Origin of the sequence: Achromobacter sp. ACRQX (genome assembly GCF_022346505.1) — a bacterium.
GTDB lineage: Bacteria > Pseudomonadota > Gammaproteobacteria > Burkholderiales > Burkholderiaceae_B > Achromobacter > Achromobacter animicus.
Genome location: NZ_JAKRML010000037.1, coordinates 41,622 through 67,030 on the forward strand (window position 1 = coordinate 41,622; position 25,409 = coordinate 67,030).

General features: G+C 67.3%; 22 protein-coding genes. 18 read left to right on the forward strand and 4 right to left on the reverse strand.

The window, feature by feature from the left end; genetic code table 11:
* Positions 1–4: 4 nt before the first annotated feature.
* From MHZ91_RS24965 to MHZ91_RS24990, 6 genes are read left to right on the forward strand one after another with little or no spacing between them, the layout of a single operon-like run.
* Positions 5–874, forward strand: a complete 870-nt coding sequence (locus MHZ91_RS24965) for an ABC transporter permease (RefSeq protein ID WP_056568629.1) — start codon at positions 5–7, stop codon at positions 872–874.
* A 2-nt stretch (positions 875–876) separates the two neighbouring features.
* A complete protein-coding gene (locus tag MHZ91_RS24970) occupies positions 877–1,884 on the forward strand; it encodes an ABC transporter ATP-binding protein (protein WP_175123131.1) in 1,008 nt (335 codons plus the stop codon).
* Positions 1,881–2,879: an ABC transporter ATP-binding protein gene (locus MHZ91_RS24975; protein WP_175184148.1), complete on the forward strand. Its 999-nt coding sequence runs from the start codon at positions 1,881–1,883 to the stop codon at positions 2,877–2,879. The genes MHZ91_RS24970 and MHZ91_RS24975 overlap by 4 nt, the downstream gene beginning before the upstream one ends.
* Positions 2,880–2,908: 29 nt before the next feature.
* Positions 2,909–3,781 (forward strand): MurR/RpiR family transcriptional regulator, encoded by an 873-nt coding sequence (locus MHZ91_RS24980; protein ID WP_175123132.1) that lies wholly within the window; start codon positions 2,909–2,911, stop codon positions 3,779–3,781.
* Between the two features lie 13 nt (positions 3,782–3,794).
* Complete coding sequence (locus tag MHZ91_RS24985) at positions 3,795–5,264, forward strand: amidohydrolase family protein (RefSeq protein ID WP_239216212.1); 1,470 nt, start codon at positions 3,795–3,797, stop codon at positions 5,262–5,264.
* 38 nt (positions 5,265–5,302) lie between these two features.
* A complete protein-coding gene (locus tag MHZ91_RS24990; protein WP_175123134.1) occupies positions 5,303–5,740 on the forward strand; it encodes a RidA family protein in 438 nt (145 codons plus the stop codon).
* Between the two features lie 308 nt (positions 5,741–6,048).
* On the opposite strand, the gene lolA is transcribed toward MHZ91_RS24990, so the two are convergent.
* Both lolA and MHZ91_RS25000 read right to left on the reverse strand, forming a co-directional pair.
* On the reverse strand, positions 6,049–6,672 hold the full coding sequence (lolA, locus tag MHZ91_RS24995; protein WP_175123354.1) for an outer membrane lipoprotein chaperone LolA: 624 nt from the start codon (positions 6,670–6,672) through the stop codon (positions 6,049–6,051).
* Complete coding sequence (locus tag MHZ91_RS25000) at positions 6,672–9,053, reverse strand: DNA translocase FtsK (protein ID WP_239216214.1); 2,382 nt, start codon at positions 9,051–9,053, stop codon at positions 6,672–6,674. The genes lolA and MHZ91_RS25000 overlap by 1 nt, the downstream gene beginning before the upstream one ends.
* Before the next feature lie 42 nt (positions 9,054–9,095).
* On the opposite strand from MHZ91_RS25000, the gene trxB reads away from it, so the two are divergent.
* From trxB to MHZ91_RS25025, 5 genes are read left to right on the forward strand one after another with little or no spacing between them, the layout of a single operon-like run.
* Positions 9,096–10,055, forward strand: coding sequence for a thioredoxin-disulfide reductase (gene trxB / locus MHZ91_RS25005; RefSeq protein WP_175123136.1), 960 nt, complete (start codon positions 9,096–9,098; stop codon positions 10,053–10,055).
* Entirely contained in the window at positions 10,042–10,716 is a 675-nt protein-coding gene (locus MHZ91_RS25010) for a Smr/MutS family protein (protein WP_239216216.1), read from the forward strand. Before trxB ends, MHZ91_RS25010 begins: the two co-directional genes overlap by 14 nt.
* Positions 10,713–11,042 carry a multidrug efflux SMR transporter gene (locus MHZ91_RS25015; RefSeq protein ID WP_056568656.1) on the forward strand — a complete coding sequence of 110 codons (330 nt, stop codon included), beginning with the start codon at positions 10,713–10,715 and terminating at the stop codon, positions 11,040–11,042. The genes MHZ91_RS25010 and MHZ91_RS25015 overlap by 4 nt, the downstream gene beginning before the upstream one ends.
* Positions 11,043–11,074: 32 nt before the next feature.
* Complete coding sequence (locus tag MHZ91_RS25020; protein ID WP_239216217.1) at positions 11,075–11,707, forward strand: hypothetical protein; 633 nt, start codon at positions 11,075–11,077, stop codon at positions 11,705–11,707.
* Positions 11,694–12,824 (forward strand): hypothetical protein, encoded by a 1,131-nt coding sequence (locus tag MHZ91_RS25025; protein WP_239216218.1) that lies wholly within the window; start codon positions 11,694–11,696, stop codon positions 12,822–12,824. Before MHZ91_RS25020 ends, MHZ91_RS25025 begins: the two co-directional genes overlap by 14 nt.
* On the opposite strand, the gene MHZ91_RS25030 is transcribed toward MHZ91_RS25025, so the two are convergent.
* Together MHZ91_RS25030 and MHZ91_RS25035 are read right to left on the reverse strand one after the other, a co-directional pair.
* Positions 12,821–14,911: a sodium:solute symporter family protein gene (locus tag MHZ91_RS25030; RefSeq protein WP_239216219.1), complete on the reverse strand. Its 2,091-nt coding sequence runs from the start codon at positions 14,909–14,911 to the stop codon at positions 12,821–12,823. The two genes, MHZ91_RS25025 and MHZ91_RS25030, sit on opposite strands and share 4 nt — an antisense overlap.
* Positions 14,911–15,189 (reverse strand): DUF4212 domain-containing protein, encoded by a 279-nt coding sequence (locus MHZ91_RS25035; protein ID WP_175123140.1) that lies wholly within the window; start codon positions 15,187–15,189, stop codon positions 14,911–14,913. The genes MHZ91_RS25030 and MHZ91_RS25035 overlap by 1 nt, the downstream gene beginning before the upstream one ends.
* A 738-nt stretch (positions 15,190–15,927) precedes the next feature.
* Here MHZ91_RS25035 and kdpF point away from each other — a divergent pair.
* From kdpF to MHZ91_RS25070, 7 genes are all read left to right on the forward strand, one after another.
* Positions 15,928–16,017 carry a K(+)-transporting ATPase subunit F gene (gene kdpF, locus MHZ91_RS25040; protein WP_056321339.1) on the forward strand — a complete coding sequence of 30 codons (90 nt, stop codon included), beginning with the start codon at positions 15,928–15,930 and terminating at the stop codon, positions 16,015–16,017.
* Complete coding sequence (gene kdpA, locus MHZ91_RS25045) at positions 16,017–17,795, forward strand: potassium-transporting ATPase subunit KdpA (RefSeq protein ID WP_239216220.1); 1,779 nt, start codon at positions 16,017–16,019, stop codon at positions 17,793–17,795. Before kdpF ends, kdpA begins: the two co-directional genes overlap by 1 nt.
* 21 nt (positions 17,796–17,816) lie before the next feature.
* Positions 17,817–20,075: a potassium-transporting ATPase subunit KdpB gene (gene kdpB / locus MHZ91_RS25050; protein ID WP_370647871.1), complete on the forward strand. Its 2,259-nt coding sequence runs from the start codon at positions 17,817–17,819 to the stop codon at positions 20,073–20,075.
* Between the two features lie 50 nt (positions 20,076–20,125).
* Positions 20,126–20,734 carry a potassium-transporting ATPase subunit KdpC gene (kdpC, locus tag MHZ91_RS25055; protein WP_239216221.1) on the forward strand — a complete coding sequence of 203 codons (609 nt, stop codon included), beginning with the start codon at positions 20,126–20,128 and terminating at the stop codon, positions 20,732–20,734.
* A gap of 51 nt (positions 20,735–20,785) precedes the next feature.
* Positions 20,786–23,647, forward strand: coding sequence for a sensor histidine kinase KdpD (locus MHZ91_RS25060; protein ID WP_239216222.1), 2,862 nt, complete (start codon positions 20,786–20,788; stop codon positions 23,645–23,647).
* Between the two features lie 9 nt (positions 23,648–23,656).
* Positions 23,657–24,349: a two-component system response regulator KdpE gene (gene kdpE, locus MHZ91_RS25065; RefSeq protein ID WP_239216223.1), complete on the forward strand. Its 693-nt coding sequence runs from the start codon at positions 23,657–23,659 to the stop codon at positions 24,347–24,349.
* A gap of 146 nt (positions 24,350–24,495) precedes the next feature.
* Positions 24,496–25,257, forward strand: a complete 762-nt coding sequence (locus MHZ91_RS25070) for a TorF family putative porin (RefSeq protein ID WP_239216224.1) — start codon at positions 24,496–24,498, stop codon at positions 25,255–25,257.
* Positions 25,258–25,409: the final 152 nt, after the last annotated feature.

Here is a 25,409-nt window from a genome sequence, read left to right on the forward strand (position 1 = left end):
CGACATGACGACTGCAACTTCCATGAATCCCGGCTCGGACCGCTGGCAGGTCCTGCGCCTGCTGGTGTCGCGCAAGACGGTGCTGATCAGCCTCATCGTGATCGTGGTGCTGGCGGCCGCCGCGCTGCTGGCGCCGTGGATCAGCCCCTACGACCCGTTCAAGCTGTCCATCATGAACCGCCTGAAGGCGCCGGGCGCCGCGCACTGGTTCGGCACCGACGACTTCGGCCGCGACGTGTTCAGCCGCGTCATCCACGGCGGACGGCTGTCGCTGATGGTGGGCTTTTCCGTTGTCATCCTGTCCAGCGTGCTGGGCATTGCGCTGGGACTGATCGCCGGGTTCTTCCGCACCGCCGACAAGTTCGTGTCGCGGCTGATCGACGCGATGATGGCGTTCCCGGACATCCTGCTGGCGATCTCGCTGGTGGCCGCGCTGGGCCCGTCGCTGGTCAACGTGGTGATCGCGCTGGGCATCGTGTACACGCCGCGCCTGGCGCGCATCGTGCGCGCCTCGACGCTGGTGATCCGCGAGCTGCCCTTTGTGGAAGCGGCCCGCGCGCTGGGCGTGCCCACGTGGCGCATCGTCACCGTGCACGTGCTGCGCAACCTGGTGTCGCCCATCCTGGTGCAGGGCACCTTCATCTTCGCGTACGCCATCCTGGCCGAGGCGGGCCTGTCGTTCCTGGGCGTGGGCGTGTCGCCCGACATTCCGACCTGGGGCACCATGATCAACGCCGGCCAGCAGTACATGGGCTCGGCCGACTGGATCATGATCTTTCCCGGCATCGCCATCGTGCTGTCCGTGCTGTCGCTGCAACTGGTGGGCGACGGCCTGCGCGACGTTCTCGATCCGCGCCTGCGCAAGGAGCTGTAAACATGACCGCAAGCACCCGAGACATCGTGCTGTCGGTGGAAGGCCTGAAGACCTGGTTCCACAGCCGCGACGGCATCGCCAAGTCGGTGGACGGCGTCACCTTTGACCTGGCCCGCGGCGAAACGCTGGCCATCGTCGGCGAATCCGGTTCCGGCAAATCCGTGACCAGCCTGTCCATCATGGGCCTCTTGCCCAAACCGGCCGGCCGCATCGAGGCCGGCAGGATCCTGTTCCGCGACCGCCAGGGCGTCCAGCACGATCTGGCGCACGCCACGCCGTCCACGCTGCAACGCATCCGCGGCGCCGAGATCGCGATGATCTTCCAGGAGCCCATGACCAGCCTGAACCCGCTGTACACCGTGGGCGATCAGATCGCCGAGGCAGTGCTGCAGCACGAAGGCGGCTCGCGCGCGGCGGCATTGAAGCGCGCCCGCGAGATGCTGGAGCGCGTGGAGATTCCGGCAGCCGACCGCCGCGTCAACGAATACCCGCACCAGATGTCGGGCGGCATGCGCCAGCGCGTGATGATCGCGCTGGCCCTGGCGTGCAACCCCGCGGTGCTGATCGCCGACGAGCCCACCACCGCGCTGGACGTGACGGTGCAGGCACAGATTCTGGACTTGCTGCGCCGCCTGCAGGCCGAGATGAACATGAGCATCCTCTTCATCACGCACAACCTGGGCGTGGTGGCCGAGATCGCGCATCGCGTGGCCGTGATGTATGCCGGCCGCGTGGTCGAGGACGCCGGTGTCTACGACCTGTTCGAAAAGCCCACGCATCCCTACACGCGCGGCCTGCTGTCCTGTCTGCCGACGGCCGCGCTGCTGGCGTCGGGCGAACGTCTTCGCGCCATCCCGGGCAACGTGCCCAGCGTGCTGTCGCTGCCGGCAGGCTGCACGTTTGCGCCGCGCTGCCCGCTGGCCGCGGACGACTGCCGCGCGGGCGTTCCCGACCTGGTGACGGTGCAGGCCGAACACCGCGCCCGCTGCATCAAGGTGAACCCGATATGACGAGCATTCCGACTCCCCGCGCCGCCGAGCCGCTGGTGCGCATCGACGACCTGAAGGTCCACTTTCCGACCTCGCAGGCGCGCAACGCCCCCGTCGTGCGCGCCGTGGACGGCGTGAGCTTCGACGTGCCGCGCAACACCATCGTCGGCCTCGTCGGCGAATCCGGTTCGGGCAAGACCACGACCGGGCGTGCGCTGCTGCGCCTGTTTGCCCCCACTGCCGGCCGCATCGTGTTCGACGGACAGGACATCACCACGCTCAATGAAAAGCAGATGCTGCCGTGGCGCCGCCGCATGCAGATCGTGTTCCAGGACCCGTACGCCAGCCTGAATCCGCGCATGACAGTGGCCGAGATCCTGGGCGAGGCGCTGGACACGCACAAGCTGGCGCAGAACCGCCGCGCCGAGCGGATCGGCGAACTGCTGGAACGCGTGGGCCTGAATGCGGACCACAGCCGCCGCTATCCGCACGAATTTTCCGGCGGCCAGCGCCAGCGCATCGGCATCGCGCGCGCGCTGGCGGTTGAGCCCGACTTCATCGTGGCCGATGAACCCGTATCCGCGCTGGACGTGTCGGTGCAGGCGCAGGTGCTGAACCTGCTGCAGGACCTGCAACGCGACCTGGGCCTGACCATGCTGTTCGTGGCGCACGACCTGGCCGTGGTGGATTACCTGTGCGACGACGTCGTGGTGATGTACCTGGGCCGCGTCATGGAGCGCGGGCCGACCAGCGAGGTCTACGCCCGCCCCCGCCATCCCTACACGCGCGCCCTGCTATCCGCCGCGCCCGTGCCGGATCCGCGCGCCCCGCGTTCGCGTATCCTCCTGAAGGGCGATATCCCGAGCCCGGTGAACCCGCCTTCCGGCTGCGTGTTCCGCACGCGCTGCCCGCACGCCATCGACGCCTGTGCCGCGGCCGTGCCGCCGGCCGTCGGCGTCAGCGCGGACCACTACGTGTCCTGCATCCGCCTCGACGACCCCGCGCTCGCGGCCTGAGCCCGCCCGAATTGATCCAGGAATCACACATGAACATCATCCGCGACATCGTCTTCCAGATACGCAGTCGGCGGGACGCATTGAGCGTGACCGAACGCAAGGTGGCCGACGCCATTCTGGACGACATCATCTGGAGCGCCAGCGCCACGGTAGACCAGCTTGCCGCCAAGGCCGGCGTCAGCATCGCCACCATCTCGCGCTTTGCGCGCACGGTGGGCTGCGACGACACGCGCGACCTGAAGATGAAGCTGGCGCAGGCCAGCACGGTGGGCAGCCGCTTTCTGGATCCCAGCGCGCCGGCCGAAGAAAGCACGTTTTACGCCCGCATCTACGCCGACATCGAAAGCACGCTGCGCGCGCACCTGCCGGCCTTCACCGAGCAGCTGTTCGAAGCGGCCGCGTCCATCGTCGATGGCGCACGCATGATCTATGTCTTCGGCATGGGCGGCGCATCCGCGGTGCTGGCGCAGGAAGTGCAGTCGCGCCTGGTGCGGCTGGGCTATCCCATCGCCGTCTACAGCGACGCCGTGCTGCTGCGCATGGTGGCGGCAACCCTGGACGAGCGCGACGCCGTGCTGGTGCTGTCGGCCTCGGGACTCACGCCTGAAATTGTGGGCGCCGCGCGCATCGTGAAGCAGTACCGCGCCAGCATCGTCGCCATCACGGACGCCTCGTCCGAACTGGCGAAACTGGCCGACGTCGTCCTGCCCATCCGCACCGACGAAACCGACTTCATCTACAAGCCCTCCGCCTCGCGCTACGCGATGATGCTGGCCATCGACCTGCTGTCGACCGAACTGGCCATGCTGAACCAGGAAGAAAACCGCGAACGCCTGCGCCGCATCAAGCTGGCGCTGGACGAACACCGCGGCGGGCCGAACCGCCTGCCGCTGGGCGATTGATCTGGAAACCAAGATGTACGACACCCTCATAGGCAACGTCCGGATTCTGGACGGCTCCGGCGGTCCGGAAATCCGCGCCAGCGTGGCGCTGGCAGATGGCCGCATTGCCGCCATCGGCGACCTGCCCGGTGCGCCGGCACGCCAGATCATCGACGGCACTGACCTGGTGCTGGCGCCCGGCTTCATCGACGTCCACACGCACGACGACACCAACGTCATCCGCACGCCGGACATGCTGCCCAAACTGTCGCAGGGCGTGACGACGGTAGTCGTGGGCAATTGCGGCATCAGCGCCTCGCCGGTGACGCTGCGCGGCGATCCGCCCGACCCGATGAACCTGCTGGGCAAGCGCGAGGACTTCCGCTATGCCACCTTTGCCGACTACACCCGCGCCATCGAAGCCGCGCAGCCCGCCGTCAACGTGGCCGCTCTGGTCGGGCATACCGCCTTGCGCAGCAATCACATGGACCGGCTGGACCGGGCGGCGACGCGGGAAGAAGTGCTGGCGATGCGCGAACAGTTGCGCGATGCGTTGGCGCACGGCGCGATCGGCCTGAGTACGGGCCTGGCCTATGCGTCCGCGTTCGAGGCGGACACGGCCGAGGTCAAGCTGCTGGCCGAAGCGTTGGACGAGTTCGGCGCGCTGTACACGACGCATCTGCGCTCGGAGTTCGCCGCCATCCTGGAGGCCATGCAGGAAGCCTTCGACATCGCCCTGCATGCGCGCGTGCCGGTGGTGGTGTCGCACCTGAAATGCGCGGGGGCCGGCAACTGGGGCCGCACGAAAGAGGTGCTGTTCGCGCTGGAGAACGCGGGGCGCATGCAGCACGTGGGTTGCGATTGCTACCCGTACTCGGCCAGTTCGTCGACGCTGGATCTGAAGCAGGTCACCGACGAATTCGACATCGACATCACGTGGTCCGAGCCGCATCCGGAACAGGCGCGCCGCAAGCTCGCGGCCATCGCGGCCGACTGGGGCGTGACCTTGCTGGAGGCGGCAAAGCGGCTGCAACCGGCCGGTGCGGTGTATCACAACATGCACGAGGACGACGTGCGCCGTGTGCTGTCGCACCGCCTCACGATGGTCGGATCAGACGGCCTGCCGAACGACCCCATGCCGCATCCGCGCTTGTGGGGCGCCTTTCCCCGCGTGCTGGGTCATTACAGCCGCGACGTAGGCCTGTTTCCGCTGGCCCAGGCCGTGCACAAGATGACCGGCCTGTCTGCCGCCCGCTTCGGTTTGGCCGAGCGCGGCTTCGTGCGCGAGGGTTATCACGCTGACTTGGTGCTGTTCAACCCCGACACCGTTATCGACAGCGCCACTTTCGCTGAGCCCGTACAGACTGCGGCGGGCATCGAGGCGGTGTGGGTCAATGGCGTCCTGTCCTACCGCAAGGGCCAGGCCACCGGCGAGCGCGCCGGCCGTTGGCTGCCGCGCAGCGGCGACCTGCGAAAGTCTTACCCCGATCTTTCGGCCGCCTGACTGCGGCGCATCCGGACATCTTCAAGGAGAACCATCCCATGAGCGCTACCCCCACTCCCGACAACAACGGCATCACCCGCTACGGCGTGGCCGGTGGCACCGGCCAGGGCGGCTCGCACATGCCCTTCGCCCGCGCCGTCGCTGCGGACGGCTGGCTGTATGTGTCCGGCCAGGTGCCGATGGACAACGGCGAAGTGATCGAAGGCGGCATCGTCGCGCAAAGCCACAAGGCCATCCAGCAGGTGCTGGCGATCTTGCAGGAAGCCGGCTACGGTCCCGAACACGTCGTGCGCTGCGGCGTCTGGCTGGACGACGCGCGGGATTTCGCGTCGTTCAACAAGGTGTTCAAAGAGTATTTCGGCGCGAATCCGCCGGCGCGTGCCTGCGTGCAGTCGAGTCTGGTCGTGGATGCGAAAGTGGAAGTCGATTGCGTGGCGTATAGGAGCCCCCACGCCGCGACCACTAACGTGGTCTAGCTGCCCCCCAAGGGCTGCCCCGCCTTGGGGCGGCCCGGCGGCGTGGCAGCCCCCACGCCACGACCACTAACGTGGTCTAGCTGCCCCCCAAGGGGGCTGCCCCGCCTTGGGGTGGCCCGGCGGCGTGGCGCGGCGGGTGTCGGCGGCAGGTGTCTGACACCCCTGCGACGCCGGCCCAAGCTGACGGCCGTCTCACACGGGTGTCAGACACCGGGTTCATTACACGGCCGCCGCCAGGCACCGCACCCAAAGTAAAAATGCCCGGTTTCCACCGGGCATTCTGCATTCAGCGGACGAGCAGCCCGCGCCTACATCTTCACCACATCCACGCCCTTGGGCGCGGTGAACTGGAATTCCTTGGCGGGCAATTGCGGATTGGCCTGAATGCCAGACAGGTCGACGCGAGTGGTCTGGCCGAACGAATCCAGCAATTCCACGCGCACGGGCAGATTGTTCTTCATACCAATGTCCACGCGCGAAAAACCGGCGTCGGCCGTGCGCGGCTTGGCGCGCAGCCAGTCCACGCCGTCCTTGGCGGGCAACGCCGATACGTCGAACGATTGCTCAAGCGACCCGGAGCCGAAAAGAATGGCCGCAGGCGACGTGCCGATGGCGGCGTCGACCTTGCGCTCGGTGACCTGCGCCAGGTCCGGGTCGTACTGGAACACCTGGCGGCCGTCGGAAATCACCAACTGCTCATAAGGCTTTTGCACGGCCCACTTGAATTTGCCGGGCCGCTGGAACGAGAACACCCCGGTCTGCGCGGGCTGCGTCCGGCCCTGATCGTTGACGGTGTACTGCGAGAACGATCCGGTGGCCGAGGTGACCGTGCTCACGAAAGCGCGCAATTGCTCCTGCGCGCTGGCGGCCAGCACCAAAGTCGGCGACAGGCCCAGGACCGCGACGGCGGCCAGCCTTTGAAACGTCTTCATCATGCTTCCTCTCGGGCGGCGGCTGCGGGAACCAGGATCTCGCGGTTCCCATTGGATTGCATCGCCGACACCATACCCGATTGCTCCATCTGCTCGAGTAACCGGGCTGCACGGTTGTAACCAATGCGCAGGTGACGCTGCACCAGCGAGATCGACGCGCGGCGGTGCTTGAGCACGACTTCGCAGGCCTGGTCGTACATCGGGTCGGATTCCGCGTCGCCGCCGATGCCCGTGACGCTGCTGGCGCCCTCGGCGCCGTCGCCGTCCAGACCGCCTTCCAGGAGGCCCTCGACGTAATTGGGTTCACCCTGCGACTTCAGGCTCTCGACCACGCGATGGACTTCGTCGTCGCTGCAGAACGCGCCGTGCACGCGCACCGGCAGGCCCGTGCCCGGCGGCATGTACAGCATGTCACCCTGACCCAGCAGCGTCTCCGCGCCCATCTGGTCAAGAATGGTGCGGGAGTCGATCTTGGACGACACCTGGAACGCGATACGCGTCGGGATGTTGGCCTTGATGAGACCGGTGATCACGTCCACGCTGGGACGCTGCGTGGCCAGGATGAGGTGGATGCCGGCTGCGCGCGCTTTCTGCGCCAGACGGGCGATGAGTTCTTCGATCTTCTTGCCGACGACCATCATCAGGTCGGCCAGCTCGTCGATGACGACGACGATGGTCGGCAGCGGGGACAGGGGCTCGGGCTGGTCCGGCGTCAGCGAGAACGGATTGGGGATCGGCTCTTCGCGCTTGATCGCGTCGCGGATCTTGGTGTTGTAGCCGGCCAGGTTGCGCACGCCCATCTTGCTCATGAGGCGATAGCGCTTTTCCATTTCGCCCACGCACCAGTTCAGCGCGTTGGACGCCTGGCGCATGTCGGTGACGACCGGCGCCAGCAAATGCGGGATGCCTTCGTAGACGCTCATTTCGAGCATCTTGGGATCGATCAGGATCAGGCGGGTGTGCGAGGCGTCGGCCTTGTACAGCAGCGACAGGATCATCGCGTTGATCCCGACGGACTTGCCCGAGCCGGTCGTGCCCGCCACCAGCAGGTGAGGCATCTTGGCCAGATCGGCCACCACCGGGTTGCCGGCGATATCCTTGCCCAGCGCCATGGTCACGACGGAATGGCTGGCGTGATAGGTCTGCGAACCCAGGATCTCGGACAGGCGCACCATCTGGCGGCGCGGATTGGGCAGTTCCAGCCCCATCAGGTTTTTGCCGGGGATGGTCTCGACCACGCGGATGCTGACCAGGCTGAGCGCCCGCGCCAGGTCCTTGGCCAGGTTGACGATCTGGCTGCCCTTCACGCCGGTGGCCGGTTCGATCTCGTAGCGGGTGATGACGGGGCCGGCCTGCGCCGCGACCACGGTGACCGACACGCCGAAGTCGGCCAGCTTCTTTTCGATCAGGCGCGAGGTGAATTCGATGGTCTCGGCCGAGACGGTTTCCTGGTTGTTCAGGGGCGGATCGAGCAGACCGAGGGTGGGCAGGTCGCCTTCGGCGCCGCCCGTGGGCGGGAAGAACAGCGATTGCTGCTTTTCCTTCTCGACGCGCTCGGACTTGGGCACCACGGTGATGGCCGGTTCAATACGCACCGGCTGCTCGTGGACCAGCTTTTCCTGCTTGGCCACGACCTGTTCGGTGCGCACGGCCTTGGCGACTTCGCCGACCTTGCGGTCCTGACGCGCCGTATACGAATTGCGCATCTTGCGGACCAGGCCTTCCAGCCAGGAACCGACGCGCTCGGCCACCGCCAACCACGAGAACGAGAAAAACAGGCTGAGCCCGATTGCGAGCATGACCAGGAAGGCCAGCGTGGCGCCGGTAAAGCCGATGCTGCTGCCGATCAGGCTGGCCAGCATCTGGCCGATGACCCCGCCCGCGCCGCTGGACGTTTCCGAGGCGCCCGGCAGGTGCGTGCCGCGGCTGGCCAGGCGCAGGGCTTCCATGCCCAGCGAGCCCACCATCAGCAGAAAGAAGCCGATGCCCTCTTCCCAATGGACACGCGGCAGCACTTCGGGCTGCTTGCTGTTGGCGACGCGCAACTGCGCGGCCAGCCGCCGGTAACCGGCGCGAACGCGGTGCAGCAGCAGGATGACCCACCACCAGGCGGAAAAACCGAATAGATAGAGGAGGATGTCGGCCAGATAGGCGCCCAGGCGTCCCCCCTGGTTGCGCACGACATCGCCCGGAACCGAGTGCGACCAGCCAGGGTCGGACGCGCTCCAGGTGGCGAGCACCAGGGTAAGCCAGGCCGCCAGGGCGGCAAAGAGGATCCAGCGGGCTTCACGCAACAGCGCGGAAATGCGCGTTTGCAGCGGCGAAGGTCCGTTGCGGGTGTTGCGCGAGGCGCGCGGAGAAGCAGTCGAGATACGCGGCATGCGGCTCATTATAATTGGGCGTTACCCTAAAGATACCTGCCCATGTCCACGCCTACGCACGCTAAAGTTTTGATACTCGGTTCCGGCCCCGCCGGTTACACGGCGGCCGTCTATGCGGCACGCGCCAATCTTAACCCTGTTCTTGTTACAGGTTTGGCCCAAGGCGGCCAGCTCATGACCACCACGGACGTCGACAATTGGCCGGCCGACGCAGATGGCGTGCAGGGCCCCGACCTGATGCAGCGCTTCCAGAAGCATGCCGAACGCTTCAACACTGAAATGCTGTTCGACCACATCGCCAAGGTCGACCTCTCCAAGCGTCCCTTCACCCTGACCGGCGACACCGGCAAGGTCTACACCTGCGACGCCCTGATCATCGCGACCGGCGCCTCGGCCAAATACCTGGGCCTGCCGTCCGAACAGTCCTTCATGGGCCGCGGCGTGTCCGGCTGCGCCACCTGCGACGGTTTCTTCTACCGCAACCAGGACGTGGTCGTGGTCGGTGGCGGCAATACCGCCGTCGAAGAAGCCCTGTACCTGTCCAACATCTGCCGCAAGGTCACCCTGATCCACCGCCGCGACAAGTTCCGCGCCGAGCCCATCCTGGTCGACAAGCTGATGAGCAAGGTCGAAAACGGCAACATGGAGCTGAAGCTCTTCCACACGCTGGAAGAAGTGCTGGGCGACGACAGCGGCGTGACCGGCGTGCGCGTTCGCCACGTGGACACCGGCGCGACCGAAGACATGCCGGTCACCGGCGCGTTCATCGCCATCGGTCACCAGCCCAACACGGAAATCTTCCAGGGCCAGCTCGAAATGAAGGACGGCTACATCGTCACCAAGAGCGGCCTGTCCGGCATGGCCACCATGACCTCGGTGCCCGGCGTGTTTGCCGCCGGCGACGTGCAGGATCACGTCTACCGCCAAGCCATCACCAGCGCCGGCACGGGCTGCATGGCCGCCCTGGACGCCCAACGGTGGTTGGAGAATGCGGGGCAGTAAGGTCGGCGTGGCGGAACTGAAACGCCTGAAGAAGGCCCTGCAGGAAGAGCGCGAGCGCGCCGCCCTCGCCCCGCAACGGGCGGCGGCAGCGCCGGCGCGCGCGGCATCGCCCCCCGAGGACGATCTGGCGGCGTTCAAGCGTTCGATGAAGTCCGTCACGCCGATCCGGCACACGGAACGCGTCACGCACAAGCCCGCCGCGGAACCCGCGCCCGCCCTGCGCCGCGCCAACGCGCTGGGCGAAACGCCCAGCCGCGCCGATGCCGGCGTCTCGGACGGCGGCGAGATCACGCATCTGCTGTCCGAAGGCGGCACCGCCTTCGTGCGCGGCGACGTGGCGCCCGACACCGCGCGCAACCTGCGCCGCGGCCAATGGCGCGCGGGGGCTGAACTCGACCTGCACGGATTGCGTGTCGAACAGGCGCGGCATGCGCTGCTGTCGTTCCTGGACGAATGCCAGGAACACGGCATCCGCTGCGTGCGCATCGTGCACGGCAATGGCTACAACTCGGAAGGCCTTGAGCCGGTCCTGAAGGACAAGGCGCGCACGTGGCTGGTCCAGAAGGCCGAGGTCATGGCGTTTTCCGAGGCGCCCGAACGCGAAGGCGGCGCCGGCGCCCTGCTGGTGCTGCTGCGGCAGTCTGAGGGTCCGCGCAAATGAAATGGCTGTACCTGGGCGTGGCGATCGTCGCCGAGATCTTCGCCACCAGCGCCCTCAAGGGGTCCGAAGGGTTCACGCGGCTGGTGCCGTCCGTCATTACCGTCTTCGGCTACCTGATCTCGTTCTATTTCCTGTCGCTGACCCTGCGCGAGATCCCCGTGGGCATTGCCTACGCGATCTGGTCCGGCGTCGGCATCGTGCTGATCTCCATCGTGGGCGCGGTTCTGTTCAAGCAGCATCTGGACACGCCCGCGCTCATTGGCATCGGCCTCATCATCGCCGGCGTGGTGGTGATGAACGTCTTCTCCAAGTCCGTCTCGCATTGACGGCCGTCGCCGGGGTCCTCGCGCGGTGCTTTTTGGCGCAGGGCTTCCTGGCGCAGGGCACGTTGCGCCGCGCGCTGGCGTCCTTCCTGTGTCTGGCCTGCCTATTCGCCGGCAGTGCATCCGCCCACGACTTTGACCGCGCGGCCGAGCTCAAGCGCTACCGGGCCTGGCTGACCGTCTTCACGCAGGACATGGACCTGCTGGCCGCCGCGCGGGGCCCGTTGAACGACGCGCAGCTCGATGCGATGTTCGACAAATCCGTGGTGCCCGGCTCGCGAGCCGCTGGCTTCATCCGCGAAGCCTTCACCCGCCGCAACAGCGATGGCGACTACCACCCGCAATACGGACCGCGCTCGGTCTTCCTGGGCGTGCTGGCCAGCGGCATTCCCGCCGGCCAAGGCGGCACGTATCCCGAATCCGATGCCGCGTTCAGGGGCACGGATCTGATCGTCTGGTACCTGCACGTGGATGTTGGCGACATGACCAACACCTATCTGCTGTCGTCCGGCCACTTCACCCCCTACCGGCTGCCGCCCGCCGGCACGCTCGAGCGCAAGGCCTATCCCTTCCTGCTGATGGAGTCGCGCGACGGGACGCTGAGGCTGGGCGGTGTCAGCGCCGAGTTGTGGGGCCTCGTTGCATGGCTGCACAATGCCGCGAACTGATTTCGTCCTGCGCCTGCTTGCCCTTGCCGCGCTTTCCGCGGCGCCGGGGCTTGCGCTGGCCCTGTGCCAGCCGCTGGCTGCGGGCGACAAGTTGACCGTCGTCGCCGACGTCCGGCTCGACGACACCAACACGTTGCTGGGCAAAGACGGTTCCCGCGTCCGGAGCTGGCTGCCCCCTGTCCAGGTGCCAGACGGTCCGCGCGCCACGCCGATCCTCTGGGCCGAACGCGTGGACTGGTCCGTCTATGCAGCCGAACCCGGCGCGCGCATCGGCGTCACCGTGCTGCGCTTCGAACGCGGCGTAGACGGCCGCCAGCATCTTTGCGGCATTGCCCAATACAACCCGCACACGGTGGATGAGGCGCGCGCCCAGCCCGGCCCCGCCCTGCCGCCGCCAGACAACGAAACCCGCTTTCGGTACGACGCGGCCGGCAGGCTGACCGGCTATGACCTCCGCTCCCGCGCCTGGGACGGCCGGCAGAATCGCCCGGTGCGGCATTGCCTGCGTTACGACGCCAATGGCTGGCTGGCGGAACTGGCCGACGGCGCCTGCGACGGCGCCACGCGCCCGCAAGTGCGCTACGTGCATGACGCCGCAGGCCGCCTGTTACGGACCATCCGCCACGCGCCCGAAACCGGCGAGGCGAACGAGGTCATCGTGCATGACGCAAAAGGCGGAGCCGCCCAGCGCTACCTGCGGCCGGTCCGCAACACTGAAGACGGCCTGGGCGCGCAGGCGGCATTGCCGTATCGCGCAGTCCAGGGCGAACACCCGATCCTCGTCTTGCCCAGCCCCAACTGGCAGCCGCCGGCGCTGGACTTCTACCACTACGACTGGGCCATCGTGCAGCCGCGTGGCGACGCCGATGTCTACGACGCCAAGCGCGATCCTTCGTCCGTGCTGGCCAGCGGCAACAGCGGCGCCAATGGGCGCTTCGACCTTAGCGCCGACGCCCGCCAACGTATCTGGAAGGCAGCGGGCCGCGCGCCCGGCGGTGTGCAATGGCTATGGGCGCCGGGTCAGGTCCTGACGCTGTTGCAGGCGATGCCCGGCGCCGCCTGGGCAGCCTGCGCCGATACCCAAGACCGCAGTCCGGCCGCCTGCCCCGCCCCCTAGGTGTTGTCCGGCTGCGGGTGACGCACGTCCGGATTGCGCAGGTAATCCACCAGCGCCAACGTGGCCCGGTCAGGCGGCGGCGTCAGCAGCGACACCACCACGATCGTCAGGAACGCCACGGGCGCACCGAACACACCCGCCGCGATAGGCTGGATGCCCCACCACAGATCCACCGGTTGCGTGCGGGCGATGCCGAGCACCGACTCCCGCAGCCACGGATGCGTATGCGTCATATAGGCGAACGTCACGGCCAGCCCGGCCGCCATGCCCAGCGTAGCGCCCCATTTGTTCGCGCGCCTCCAGAACACGCCCATGACCAGCGCCGGAAAGAACGACGAGGCCGCAAACGAAAACGCGGCCGACACCATGAACAGGATGTCCGCCGGCTTGCGCGCCGCGACCCACGCCGCGCCAAACGCCACCACCAGCAGCAGGATCTTGGACACCATCACCCGGCGCGCCGCCGACATCCGCGGCGACACGACCCGGTACCACATGTCGTGCGACAGCGAATTGGACAGCGTCAGCAGGAGACCGTCGGCCGTGGACAACGCCGCCGCCAGCCCGCCCGCAGCAACCAGCCCCGAAATCACGTAAGGCAGCCCGCCGATCTCTGGCATGGCCAGCACCACCACGTCCGCCCCCATGCTGATTTCGCTGAGCTGCACGACGCCGTCGCGATTGATGTCGCTGACGTCGAGCAGGTTGGTGTCGACCGCGCTCCAGGCATGCACCCAGTTGGGCAGGCTGAGGAAGTTCGATCCAACGACCTGCGTGTAGATCTCGAACTTGACCAGCAGCGCCAGCGCGGGCGCCATGAAATACAACAGCAGGATGAACAGCAGCGACCAGCACACCGATTTGCGCGCCTCGATGACGGACGGCGTCGTGTAGGAGCGCATCAGGATGTGCGGCATGCCCGCGGTGCCCAGCATCAGGCACAGCACCATCGCCAGGAAGTTGATGCGCATGTTGCTGCGTTCCTCGGCGTCCTTCGCGGGGAACGGCTCGGCATGTGGCGTGGGCGGCGCGGCTCGGGCCTCGAAGGTCGCCTTGGCCTGCGACCACGTGGCGCGCGCATCCTCGACGGTCGGCGGATAGGCGGCCAGTTCGCGCTCGGCCGACCGGATCTCGACCATGGGCGCATCGCCCGCGTTCAACTGGGCCAGCCGGCTGCGCAGCTTGTCCTTTTCCAGCGTCCACGACTCGGGCAGCGCCTGCAGACGGCGCGCCATTTCGTCGGCGCGCTGCTGCCAGATCCTGCGCACCTCGATCTCCGAAGGATCGTTCTGCAGGTAGACCTCTTTTTCGGTCACCTGCTGCAGCACGGCCCCACCCGACAGTTGCGGCAACGGCATGTTGGTGTGCTTGACCGACAGCCAGATCACCGGCACGAGATACGCGATCACCAGGATGATGTACTGCCCGACCTGTGTCCACGTGACCGCGCGCATGCCCCCCAGGAACGAACACACCAGCATGCCGCCTAGCGCCACGAAGATGCCCAGTTCGAACGAGATGCCGGTCATCCGGGTGGTGATGATGCCCACGCCGTAGATCTGGGCCACCAGATACGTGAACGAGCACAGAATGGCGCAGAAGACCCCCGCCAACCGAGGCAGGTTGCCGCCGTAGCGCGCGCCCATGAAATCGGGAATGGTGTATTGGCCGAAGCGCCGCAGGTACGGCGCCAGCAGCATCGCCACCAGCACGTACCCGCCCGTCCAGCCCATGATGTAGGCCAGCCCGCCGTAGCCGGTCAGGTACAGCGTGCCCGCCACGCCGATGAAGGAAGCCACCGACATCCAGTCGGCCGCCGTCGCCATGCCGTTGTAGATGGCCGGCACGCGCCGGCCGGCGACGTAGTATTCGACCTGGTCGGACGTGCGGCAGACGATGCCGATGCCGGCGTACAGGCTGACGGTGACCAGCAGGAACACATAGCCGATCCAGTTGCGCGGCATGCCCAGGATCTCGGCCAGCGCCATCAGCAGGATCATCAGCGCGAAGCCGGCCGTGTACAGCACATAGATGCGCCGCAGCCGGATGCGGAACTCCTGCGGAGTGTCTCCGGTGAAAAACGGCATCAGCGCGGCTCCCCGGTTTCGTCGGCGCGCTCATCGGCGCGATTCATGACCCGGGCGTAGACGGCGATGATGATCAGGTAGGCCAGCGGAGCGCCATAGGCGGCCATCCAGAAGGCGAAGGGCCAACCGATGAAGTCGAAGGAGAGGCTGCGTGCGAAGTACGAGGGGATGAAGGTCAGCGCCGCCCAGACGGCGAGCAGCAGCACGATCAGCCGCAGATTGCGACGCCAGTAGGGCGTGATGGATGTCCGGGACGGAGTAAGGCGCGTTTGCGGCATAGCGTGGATGAGCAGATCCCATCTGAATATCGCCAAACGCAGCGCTTGAAAAGCCCTGAAGCTTGATTTGCCGGCTTTTTATGCGACAACGGCTGGCACTTCCTGGTGCCAGCCGTTGTGCGTTTGCTTTTTTTGAGTACTGCTTTACTTTTTTTATGTACCGGTGCCGCCGGTATTTGCCCATGCAGGGCTTTGTCTCCTCACCTGCATGGGAAGAGATTCTGCACCAGATGCGGGAATGCCACACTAGGGGAATGCCCTAAGACGGAGCATTCATTTACATATTCCATGCACCATATGAGTGCATTTTGGGGTCGCCGTACTAAATATTGGGATTTTTCCGGCAAATCGGCCCATCGTACCGCCTAATTCTTGAGCAGTGCTCAGTTAGTGATCATGGCCGATGGCGCTGGCCGTCCAAGTCCGTGCATCGCGAAGAGCCCGATTCCGGGCATGGAACCCACAGCATTCCAGATCATCTTTACGCGCCGTTTACACCCCGCTCGCCAAGCTATACCCCGTTTTTACCCCCCGCTCCGTAACCTGCCGGTGTCCTGAAGGGTCACCTCGCCTGCCCGGCGCGCATCCGCTTTCTGCCGCGCAGGCCTGTTCGAAGGGAGCAAGCCTCCCGGGGAGAAAAAACGTGGATCTCATTTATATCGCCATCTTCACCGTGATGGCCGGGCTGACTTGGGCCCTTGTCCGGTTCTGCGACGCATTGTCGGCCGGAGACCAGCCATGAGCTGGCTCTACTGGCTGAGCGGCCTGACGGCCGCATTCCTGTTCGTGTACCTGCTGGTCGCGCTGTTCAAACCGGAGAAATTCTGATGACCCCCGAATTCGTTGGACTGCTGATCCTGTACGTGGCAGTCCTGCTTGCGATCGCGCCCATCCTGGGCCGCTACATCCGCATCGCCATGGAAGACGGCCGATCCCGGCTGACCGCCTGGGGCCGGCCGATCGAGCGCGGCATCTACCGGCTGGCGGGCATCGACCCGCAGGCAGAAATGGGCTGGAAGCGTTATGCCGCCGCCGTGCTGGTCTTCAACCTGGTGGGCATTGCCGCCGTCTACGCGCTGCAACGCGTGCAGGGGCTGCTGCCGCTGAACCCCGCGGGCCTGGGCGCCGTGTCGCCCGATTCGGCGCTGAACACCGCCATCAGCTTCGTCGCCAACACCAACTGGCAGGGCTATGCCGGCGAATCCACGATGAGCTACCTGACGCAGATGCTGGCGCTGACGGTGCAGAACTTCGTGTCCGCCGCGACCGGCATTGCCGTGCTGTTCGCGCTGATCCGCGGACTGGCGCGGCACTGTTCGGCCACGGTGGGCAACTTCTGGGCCGACATGGTCCGTTGCACGCTGTATGTGCTGCTGCCCTTATCGCTGGTCCTGGCGGTGACGCTGGTCAGCCAGGGCGTGATCCAGAACTTCAGCGCCTACCAGGAAGTGCAGACGGTCGAAGCGGTGCGCTACGACGCACCGCGCCTGGACGCGCAGGGCCAGCCCGTGCTGGACGCAGCCGGCGCGGCGGTCACCGACCCGGTCACGACGCGCACACAGACGATTGCCATGGGACCGGTGGCGTCGCAGGAAGCGATCAAGCTGCTGGGCACCAACGGCGGCGGCTTTTTCAACGCCAACTCGGCGCACCCTTTTGAAAACGCCACGCCCCTGTCGAACTTCCTGCAGATGCTGGCGATCCTGGCCATCCCCGCCGCCCTGTGCTTCACCTTCGGCGAGATGGTGGGCAGCCGGCGCCAGGGCATCGCGATCCTGGCGGCGATGACGGCGCTGTTTGCCGTCTTCGCGCTATCCACCGCGTACTTCGAGCAGCAGCCCAATCCGATGGCCGTCCAGGCCGGGGCCGTGACGCCCGGCGGCAACATGGAAGGCAAGGAGACGCGCTTCGGCATCGCCGCCACCTCGCTGTTTGCGACGGTCACCACCGCTGCCTCCTGCGGCGCGGTGAACGGCATGCACGACTCGCTGTCGGCGATGGGCGGCCTGTCGCCCATGCTGCTGATGCAGTTGGGCGAAGTCGTGTACGGCGGCGTGGGCTCGGGGCTGTACGGCATGCTGGCCTTTGCGATCCTGGGCGTCTTCATCGCCGGGCTGATGATCGGGCGCACACCCGAGTACCTGGGCAAGAAGATCGAGGCCTTCGACATGAAGATGGTTTCCATCGTCATCCTGGCCACCCCGCTGCTCGTGCTGGGCGGCACGGCGCTGGCCGTGTCCGTGACGGCGGGCCAGGCCGGCGTGCTCAATCCGGGCATCCACGGCTTCTCGGAAATCCTCTACGCGCTTTCGTCGGCCGCCAACAACAACGGCAGCGCCTTCGCCGGGCTGTCGGCCAACACGCCCTTCTACAACGTGCTGCTGGGCATCGCGATGTGGTTCGGCCGGTTCGCCGTGATCGTTGCCGTGCTGGCGATGGCCGGTTCGCTGGCCGCCAAGCGCCGGCTGCCCGCCGGCCCCGGCAGCATGCCGACCACCGGCCCGCTCTTCGTGACGCTGCTGATCGGCGCGGTGCTGCTGGTCGGCGCCCTCACCTATGTGCCCGCACTGGCCCTCGGCCCGGTCGCGGAACACCTGCAACCCTGATGCAACAGGCTAGGAAAGAACATGGCCAAGATTGAAATGGAAACAACCAGCTCGGGCGGCAGCGTGGCCCGGGCGCCCGCTGCGGGCGCGCAGCCTGTCACGGCTCAGCCTGACGCGGCCCGGCCTGACGCGGCCCGGCCTGGCGCGGCCCGGCCTGACGCGGCCCGCCCCGTCGCAGCCGGCCCCGAGGCGGCGCCCGCGTTCGGCATGTGGTCCCGCGCACTGGTCGGCCCCGCCATCGTCGACAGCCTGCGCAAGCTGTCGCCCGCCGCGCAGCTCAAGAACCCCGTGATGTTCGTGGTCTACGTGGGCAGCCTGCTCACCACCGTGCTGTGGATCATGGCCCTGCGCGGGCAGGCCGAAGCGCCGCCGGGATTCATCCTGGGTATCACCGTGTGGCTTTGGTTCACCGTGCTGTTCGCCAACTTTGCCGAGGCGCTGGCCGAAGGCCGCGGCAAGCAGCAGGCGGCCACGCTGCGCGGCCTGCGCACCACCATCGACGCGCGCCTGCTCCAAGGCTTTCGCGACGCCGATGCGGCTGATGCCGACCCCGCGCAATGGCGCGGCCAGGCGGTCAGCCAACCGTCAGGCCTGCTGCGCCGCGGCGACGTCGTCCTGGTCGAAGCCGGCGACACGGTGCCCGGCGACGGCCAGGTCATCGCTGGCGTGGCCTCGGTCGACGAAAGCGCCATCACCGGCGAATCCGCGCCCGTCATTCGCGAGTCGGGCGGCGATTTCTCGTCCGTCACCGGCGGCACGCGCGTGCTGTCGGACTGGATCTTCGTGCGCATCGCCGCCGATCCCGGCGAGAGCTTCCTGGATCGGATGATCTCGATGGTCGAAGGCGCCAAGCGCCAGAAGACGCCCAACGAGCTGGCGCTGACCATTCTGCTGGTGGGTCTGACCGTGGTCTTCCTGCTGGTCGTCGTCACGCTGATGCCCTTCTCGCTGTATGCCGTCTCGGCAGCCGGCGGCGGCGCGGCGGTCACGGTGACCGTGCTGGTCGCGCTACTGGTCTGCCTGATCCCCACCACCATCGGCGGCCTCCTGTCCGCCATCGGCGTGGCGGGCATGAGCCGCATGATGAGCGCCAACGTGATCGCCACCTCGGGCCGCGCCGTCGAAGCGGCCGGCGACGTCGACGTGCTGCTGCTGGACAAGACCGGCACCATCACCTTCGGCAACCGCCAGGCCTCCACCTTCCTGCCCGCGCCCGGCGTGTCCGCGCGCGAACTGGCGGACGCCGCACGCCTTGCGTCGTTGGCCGACGAGACGCCGGAAGGCCGCAGCATCGTGGCGCTGGCGGACAAGGCCATCCATGCGCCGGCCCCGCGCATGACCGGCGTCGAGTTCGTGCCGTTCACCGCGCAATCGCGCATGAGCGGCATCGACCTGGGCGAACGCAAGATCCGCAAGGGCGCGGTCGACGCGATCCAGGCCTGGCTTGCCGCGCAGGGCACCACCGTGCCGGCCGAGGCCCTGCGCCTGGCCGAAGACGTAGCCCGCCGCGGCAGCACGCCGCTGATGGTCAGCGACGGCAACCGCGCGCTGGGCGTGGTCGAGCTCAAGGACATCGTCAAGCCCGGCATCCAGTCGCGCTTCGCCGAGCTGCGCCGCATGGGCATCAAGACCGTGATGATCACCGGCGACAACAAGCTGACCGCCGCGTCCATCGCGGCCGAAGCGGGCGTGGATGACTTCCTGGCCGAAGCCACGCCCGAGGCCAAGCTCAAGCTCATCCGCAACTACCAGTCGGAAGGCCGTCTGGTCGCGATGACCGGCGACGGCACCAACGACGCACCCGCGCTGGCGCAGGCCGACGTGGCGGTGGCGATGAACTCCGGCACGCAAGCCGCCAAGGAAGCGGGCAACATGGTGGACCTGGATTCCAACCCGACCAAGCTCATCGAGATCGTCGAGATCGGCAAACAGATGCTGATGACGCGCGGCGCGTTGACCACGTTCAGCGTGGCCAACGACGTCGCCAAATACTTCGCCATCATCCCCGCCGCCTTCGCCACGGTCTATCCGCAGCTCGACGTGCTGAACATCATGGGTCTTGCCACGCCGTCCTCGGCGATCCTGTCGGCCGTGATCTTCAACGCGCTGATCATCGTGGTGCTGATCCCGCTGGCCTTGAAGGGCGTGCGCTACCGCCCGCTCGGCGCCTCGGTGCTCCTGCGCCGCAACCTCCTCATCTACGGCCTGGGCGGCCTCCTGGTGCCGTTTGCCGGCATCAAGCTGGTCGACATGGTGCTGGCCGCGCTGGGCTGGGTGTAGCGGGTAACGCCTGACGCCATCCAAGCCACCACAATGCAAAGGAATTCCTCATGACCTCCACAACTTCCACGCCGCGCCAAGGCGGCCTCCTGCGCCCCGCGCTGACCCTCTTCGCCGCGCTGTCGCTCGTCACCGGCCTGGCGTATCCCTTCCTGACCACCGGCATCGCGTCCGCCGTATTCCCGCACCAAGCCGCCGGCTCGCTGATCGAGCAGGACGGCAAGGTGATCGGTTCGGAATGGATCGGCCAATCGTTCACCTCGCCGCAATACTTCTGGGGCCGCCCGTCGGCCACGGCGCCCATGCCGTACAACGCGGCGGCCTCCGGCGGCTCGAATCTCGGCCCGCGCAACCCCGCGCTGGCCGAGGCCATCGAAGCGCGCATCGCGGCCCTGAAAGCGGCAGACCCGGACAATGCCGCGCCCGTTCCGGTCGACCTGATCACCTCATCGGGCAGCGGGCTGGATCCGCACATCAGTCCGGCGGCCGCGGCGTACCAGGCCGACCGCGTGGCGCGCGCCCGCAACCTGCCGCGTGGCGAGGTCGATGCGCTGATCCGGGCGCACACCGCCGCCCCGTCGCTGGGCGTGCTGGGCGACCCCGCCGTCAACGTGCTGACGCTGAACCTGGCGCTGGACAAGCTGCGCGTGGCGCGCTGATGCGGCGGCGTATAGTATTGCCAGCCGTTTCCTCCCCTCCCTTGCGCGTTCATGGCTGACATCGCTGGCGAGCGTCCCGATCCGGACGCGCTATTGAAGACCCTGGACGCCGCCGAGCGCCAGGCGGAGCGCGGCAAGCTGCGCGTGTACTTCGGGTCGTCGGCCGGCGTGGGCAAGACCTACGCCATGCTGGCCGCGGCGCGCGCCCAGGCGGCGCAGGGCACGGACGTGCTCGCCGGCATCGTCGAAACCCATGGCCGCCGCGAGACCGCCACGCTGCTCGACGGCCTGCCGGTCCTGCCGCTCAAGGACGTGGCCTACCGCGGTCACACCCTCAAAGAGTTCGACCTGGCCGGCGCCCTGCTGCGCCGCCCCGCGCTCGTGCTGGTCGACGAGCTGGCCCATTCCAACGCCCCGGGTTCGCGTCACGCCAAGCGCTGGCAGGACATCCAGGAACTGCTGGCGGCCGGCATCGACGTCTGGACGACACTGAACGTGCAGCATCTGGACAGCCTGAACGAGGCCGTCGGCAGCATCACCGGCGTGCGCGTCTGGGAAACGGTGCCCGACGACGTGTTCGACGCGGCCGATGAGGTCATGCTGGTCGACCTGTCGGCCGACGAACTGCTGCGCCGTCTGAAGGAAGGCAAGGTCTACCTGCCCGAACAGGCGCGCCACGCGGCCCGCAATTTCTTTCGCAAGGGCAATCTGATCGCGCTGCGCGAACTGGCGCTGCGCCGCACCGCCGAGCACGTGGACGACGACGTGCAGGCCTATCGCCGCGACCGCGCCATAGATTCGGTGTGGCGCACGCGCGAAGCCATCGTCGCCTGCGTCGGGTCCGATACCGACGCCGACTACGTGATCCGCAGCGCCCATCGCATGAGCCAGCAGCTCGATTGCGATCTGCACGTCGTCACCATCGACACGCCGCGCGCCGCGCCGCCCGCGGCGGCCGACGTCGAGCGGCTGCAGCACAGCCTGGCGCTGGCCGACGCGCTGGGCGCGCGCACCGAGACGCTGGCGGGTGGCGACATGGTCGATGCCGTCGTCCGCTACGTCCGCCGCCACAACATCACCAAGGCGATCGTGGGCCGGACCCGCGCGGGCGGCTGGCAGCGGTTGCGGCTGTCGCTGACCGCGCTGCTTACCGCCGTCATGTCGCCGGGATGGCTGTGGCGGCGCCACAGCTTTGCCGACATGCTGGCCGCCGGCTGCCCGGAGATCGACATCATCCGGCTGGGCGCGCCGCCCCTGCCCGCGCAGGCGCCGCCCGGACGCGACCCGTTCACGCTGGGCCGCCGCGCCCGCCCGTCCGATGACGAACGCGGGGCGCGGCCGCTTGCAGGTTATGCGTGGGCGCTGTGCTATTGCGCGGTGGCCACGGCGCTGTCGGCGCTTGCGTTCCCGACGCTGCACCAGACCAACATCGTCATGCTCTTTCTGCTGGCGGTGGCCGCAGTGGCGCTGCGCCACGGGCGCGGGCCCGCCGCGCTGGCGTCCGTCGTCAGCGTGGGACTGTTCGACTTTTTCTTCGTGCAGCCGCTGTCGTCGTTCGCCGTGTCCGACGTGCAGTATCTGCTGACCTTCGGCGTGCTGCTGGGCGTGGGGCTGCTGATCGGCCAACTTACCGCCGGCCTGCGGCTGCAGGCGCAGGCCTCGGTCAAGCGCGAGGCCGATGCGCGCAGCCTGTACGAATTCGCGCGCGAACTGTCGTCCGCCCTGCTGCCCGAGCAGATCGTCGCGCTCGCCGGCTCGTTCGTGCATGCCACGTTCGGCGCGCGCTGCTCGCTTTACATCCTGGGCCTGGACGACCGCTTGAAACTCACCTCGCCCGAAAGCGGCGACACGACCGCTCCGGAATCGGCGCTGGCGCAGTGGGTGTACGACCACGGCCAGCCTGCAGGCGCGGGCACCGCCACCCTGTCGGACAGCGCGTTGCTGTACCTGCCGCTCAAGGCGCCCATGCGCACGCGCGGCGTGCTGGTGCTGGATGCCCCCCGCCGCAGCCTCTACGCAAATCCCGACACGCGCCGCCAGGTCGAGGCCTACGCCACGCTCATCGCCATTGCGCTGGAACGCCTGCATTACGTGGAAGTCGCGCAGCAGGCCGTGGTCAGCATGGAATCCGAAAAGCTGCGCAACTCACTGCTTGCCGCGGTGTCGCACGACCTGCGCACGCCGCTGACCAGCCTGGTCGGCATGACCGATACGCTGATGCGCCAGCAGCACGCGCTGCCCGACGGCGTGCAGGACACCGTGCGCGCCATGCGCGATCAGGCGCAGCGCATGCACGCACTGGTCGTCAACCTGCTGGACATGGCGCGGCTGCAAAGCCGAGACGCGCCGCTGCGTATGGAGTGGCAATCCATCGAGGAGCTGGTCGGCGCCGCGCTGGCGGCCATGCGCGAACCGCTGGCGGGCCGCAAGGTCGACGTTTCGCCCCTGTCGGCACTGCCGCTGGTGGAGTGCGACGGCGTGCTGATCGAACGCGTGCTGTGCAACCTGCTGGAGAATGCGGCCAAGTACACGCCGGCCGGCAGCACGTTGCGCATCCATGCCTACGTGCATGAAGACGGGGTACGCGAGGCCGGGATGCACGAGGCCGAAGTGCACACGGCTGAAACGCAAATGTCTGTGCCGCACCATGCCGAAATGCGCGTGGCCATCACCGACAACGGTCCGGGCGTCGCGCCGGGCGCCGAGCGCCGCATCTTCGAAAAATTCACGCGCGGCGAACGCGAGTCCGCCACGCCCGGCGTCGGCCTGGGCCTGGCCGTGTGCGAAGCCATCGTCGCCGCCCATCACGGCCGCATCTGGGTCGAACACGCGCCGGGCCAGGCCAGCGGCGCGCAGTTCGTCTTCAGCCTGCCGCTGGGCGCCCCGCCCTCAATCCAACCCGAAACCGCCTGAGTCCGCGACATGTTCGATTTTCAGCCCGTAGTCCTCATCATCGAAGACGACGCCAACATCCGGCGGTTCGTCCGCCAGGCGCTGGAAAGCGAAGGCTGCGTGGTGCACGAGGCCGACACGGTCAAGCGCGGCCTGATCGAGGCGGGCACCCGCCAGCCGGACGCGATCGTGCTCGACCTTGGCCTGCCCGACGACGACGGCATGACCCTGATCCGCGAGCTGCGCAGCTGGACCGAGGTGCCGGTGCTGGTGCTGTCCGCACGCAGCGCCGAGGCCGACAAGGTGGCGGCGCTGGACGCGGGCGCCGACGATTATCTGGCCAAGCCTTTCGGCGTGAGCGAACTGCTGGCGCGCCTGCGCGTGCTGCTGCGCCGGCATGGCCGCGGCGGCGCGGGCAATGCGGCTGAGATCACGTTTGGCGACGTGCGCGTGGACTTCTCGCGGCGCGTGGTCGAACGCGCTGGCCAGCACGTGCACCTGACCGCCATGGAGTACCGCCTGCTCGCCGCGCTGCTGGCTCATCGCGGCAAGGTCATGACGCACCGCGAGCTGTTGCGGCAGGTGTGGGGGCCGTCCCATGTCGAAAGCAATCACTACCTGCGGATCTACATGGGTCATCTGCGCCAGAAGCTCGAGGCCGACCCGGCGCAACCGGTGTTCCTGCTGACGGAGATCGGGGTAGGTTATCGCTTCGCGGGCTGAGCAGACGCATTCAACGCCGGCTTCGATAGACGCCATTTCAAAACCCGCTTTTTGATACGCGCTTTACGCGCAGGGCGCGAGTCTTGTCTCGCGCTTTATGCCGATCCTCCTATTGTTGCGGTCCGCTCAACACCAGGAGGCTCCACATGCCCCGCACCACCCTCGCAGCACTGGCGCTGCTTTCCCTCATTCCCGTGGCACAGGCCGCCGACGCCCCCAGCGCCGCCGATGCCGCATCGCCGTACTCGCTGACGGCCAATGTGACGCTCGCCAGCCAGTACCGCTATCGCGGCCTCATGCAGACCAACAACCAGCCCGCCATCCAGGGCGGCTTCGACCTCACGCACGCCAGCGGCTTCTACCTGGGCAACTGGAACTCCAGCATCAGCTGGCTGAACGACAGCAACAGCGACGTGTCCGCGCCCGTCGAGATGGACTTCTACGGCGGCTACAAGGGCAACCTCACGGACAACGTGCCCGTCGACCTGGGCGTGCTGCAGTACTACTACCCGGGCGACTATCCGTCCGGCTACACCAGCCCCGACACCACCGAACTCTACGCCGGCATCGGCTACGGCCCGGTGATGTTCAAGTACTCACTTGCGCTGACCAACCTGTTCGGCTTTGCCGACAGCAAGTACAGCCAGTACTTTGACCTGTCGGGCAACTTCGATACCGGCGTCTGGGGGCTCGTCATCAACGTTCATGCGGGCCGCCAGATCGTGCGCAATGTGGATAACGGCTCCTACACGGATTGGAAGCTGGGCGTGACCAAGGACCTCGGGCAGGGGCTGTCGGTCTCGCTGGCCTATCTGGACACCAACGCCGACCGCGCCGTCTACACCAACACGCGCGGCCGTGACATGGGCCGCGCCACGGGCCTCCTGTCGGTGACCAAGACGTTCTGAAACGCCGCGGCCGTTGACGCCGTTTTTATACTGCGCCCCCGCATTTATCGGCAGGATTTACGGCGGCATTCCTATAGTGGAATCGTCGTCAACCACCGGATTCGCGGGTCGCCGTCTTCGGCCCCGCCCCCACACCGCCATGATTCCCCGAT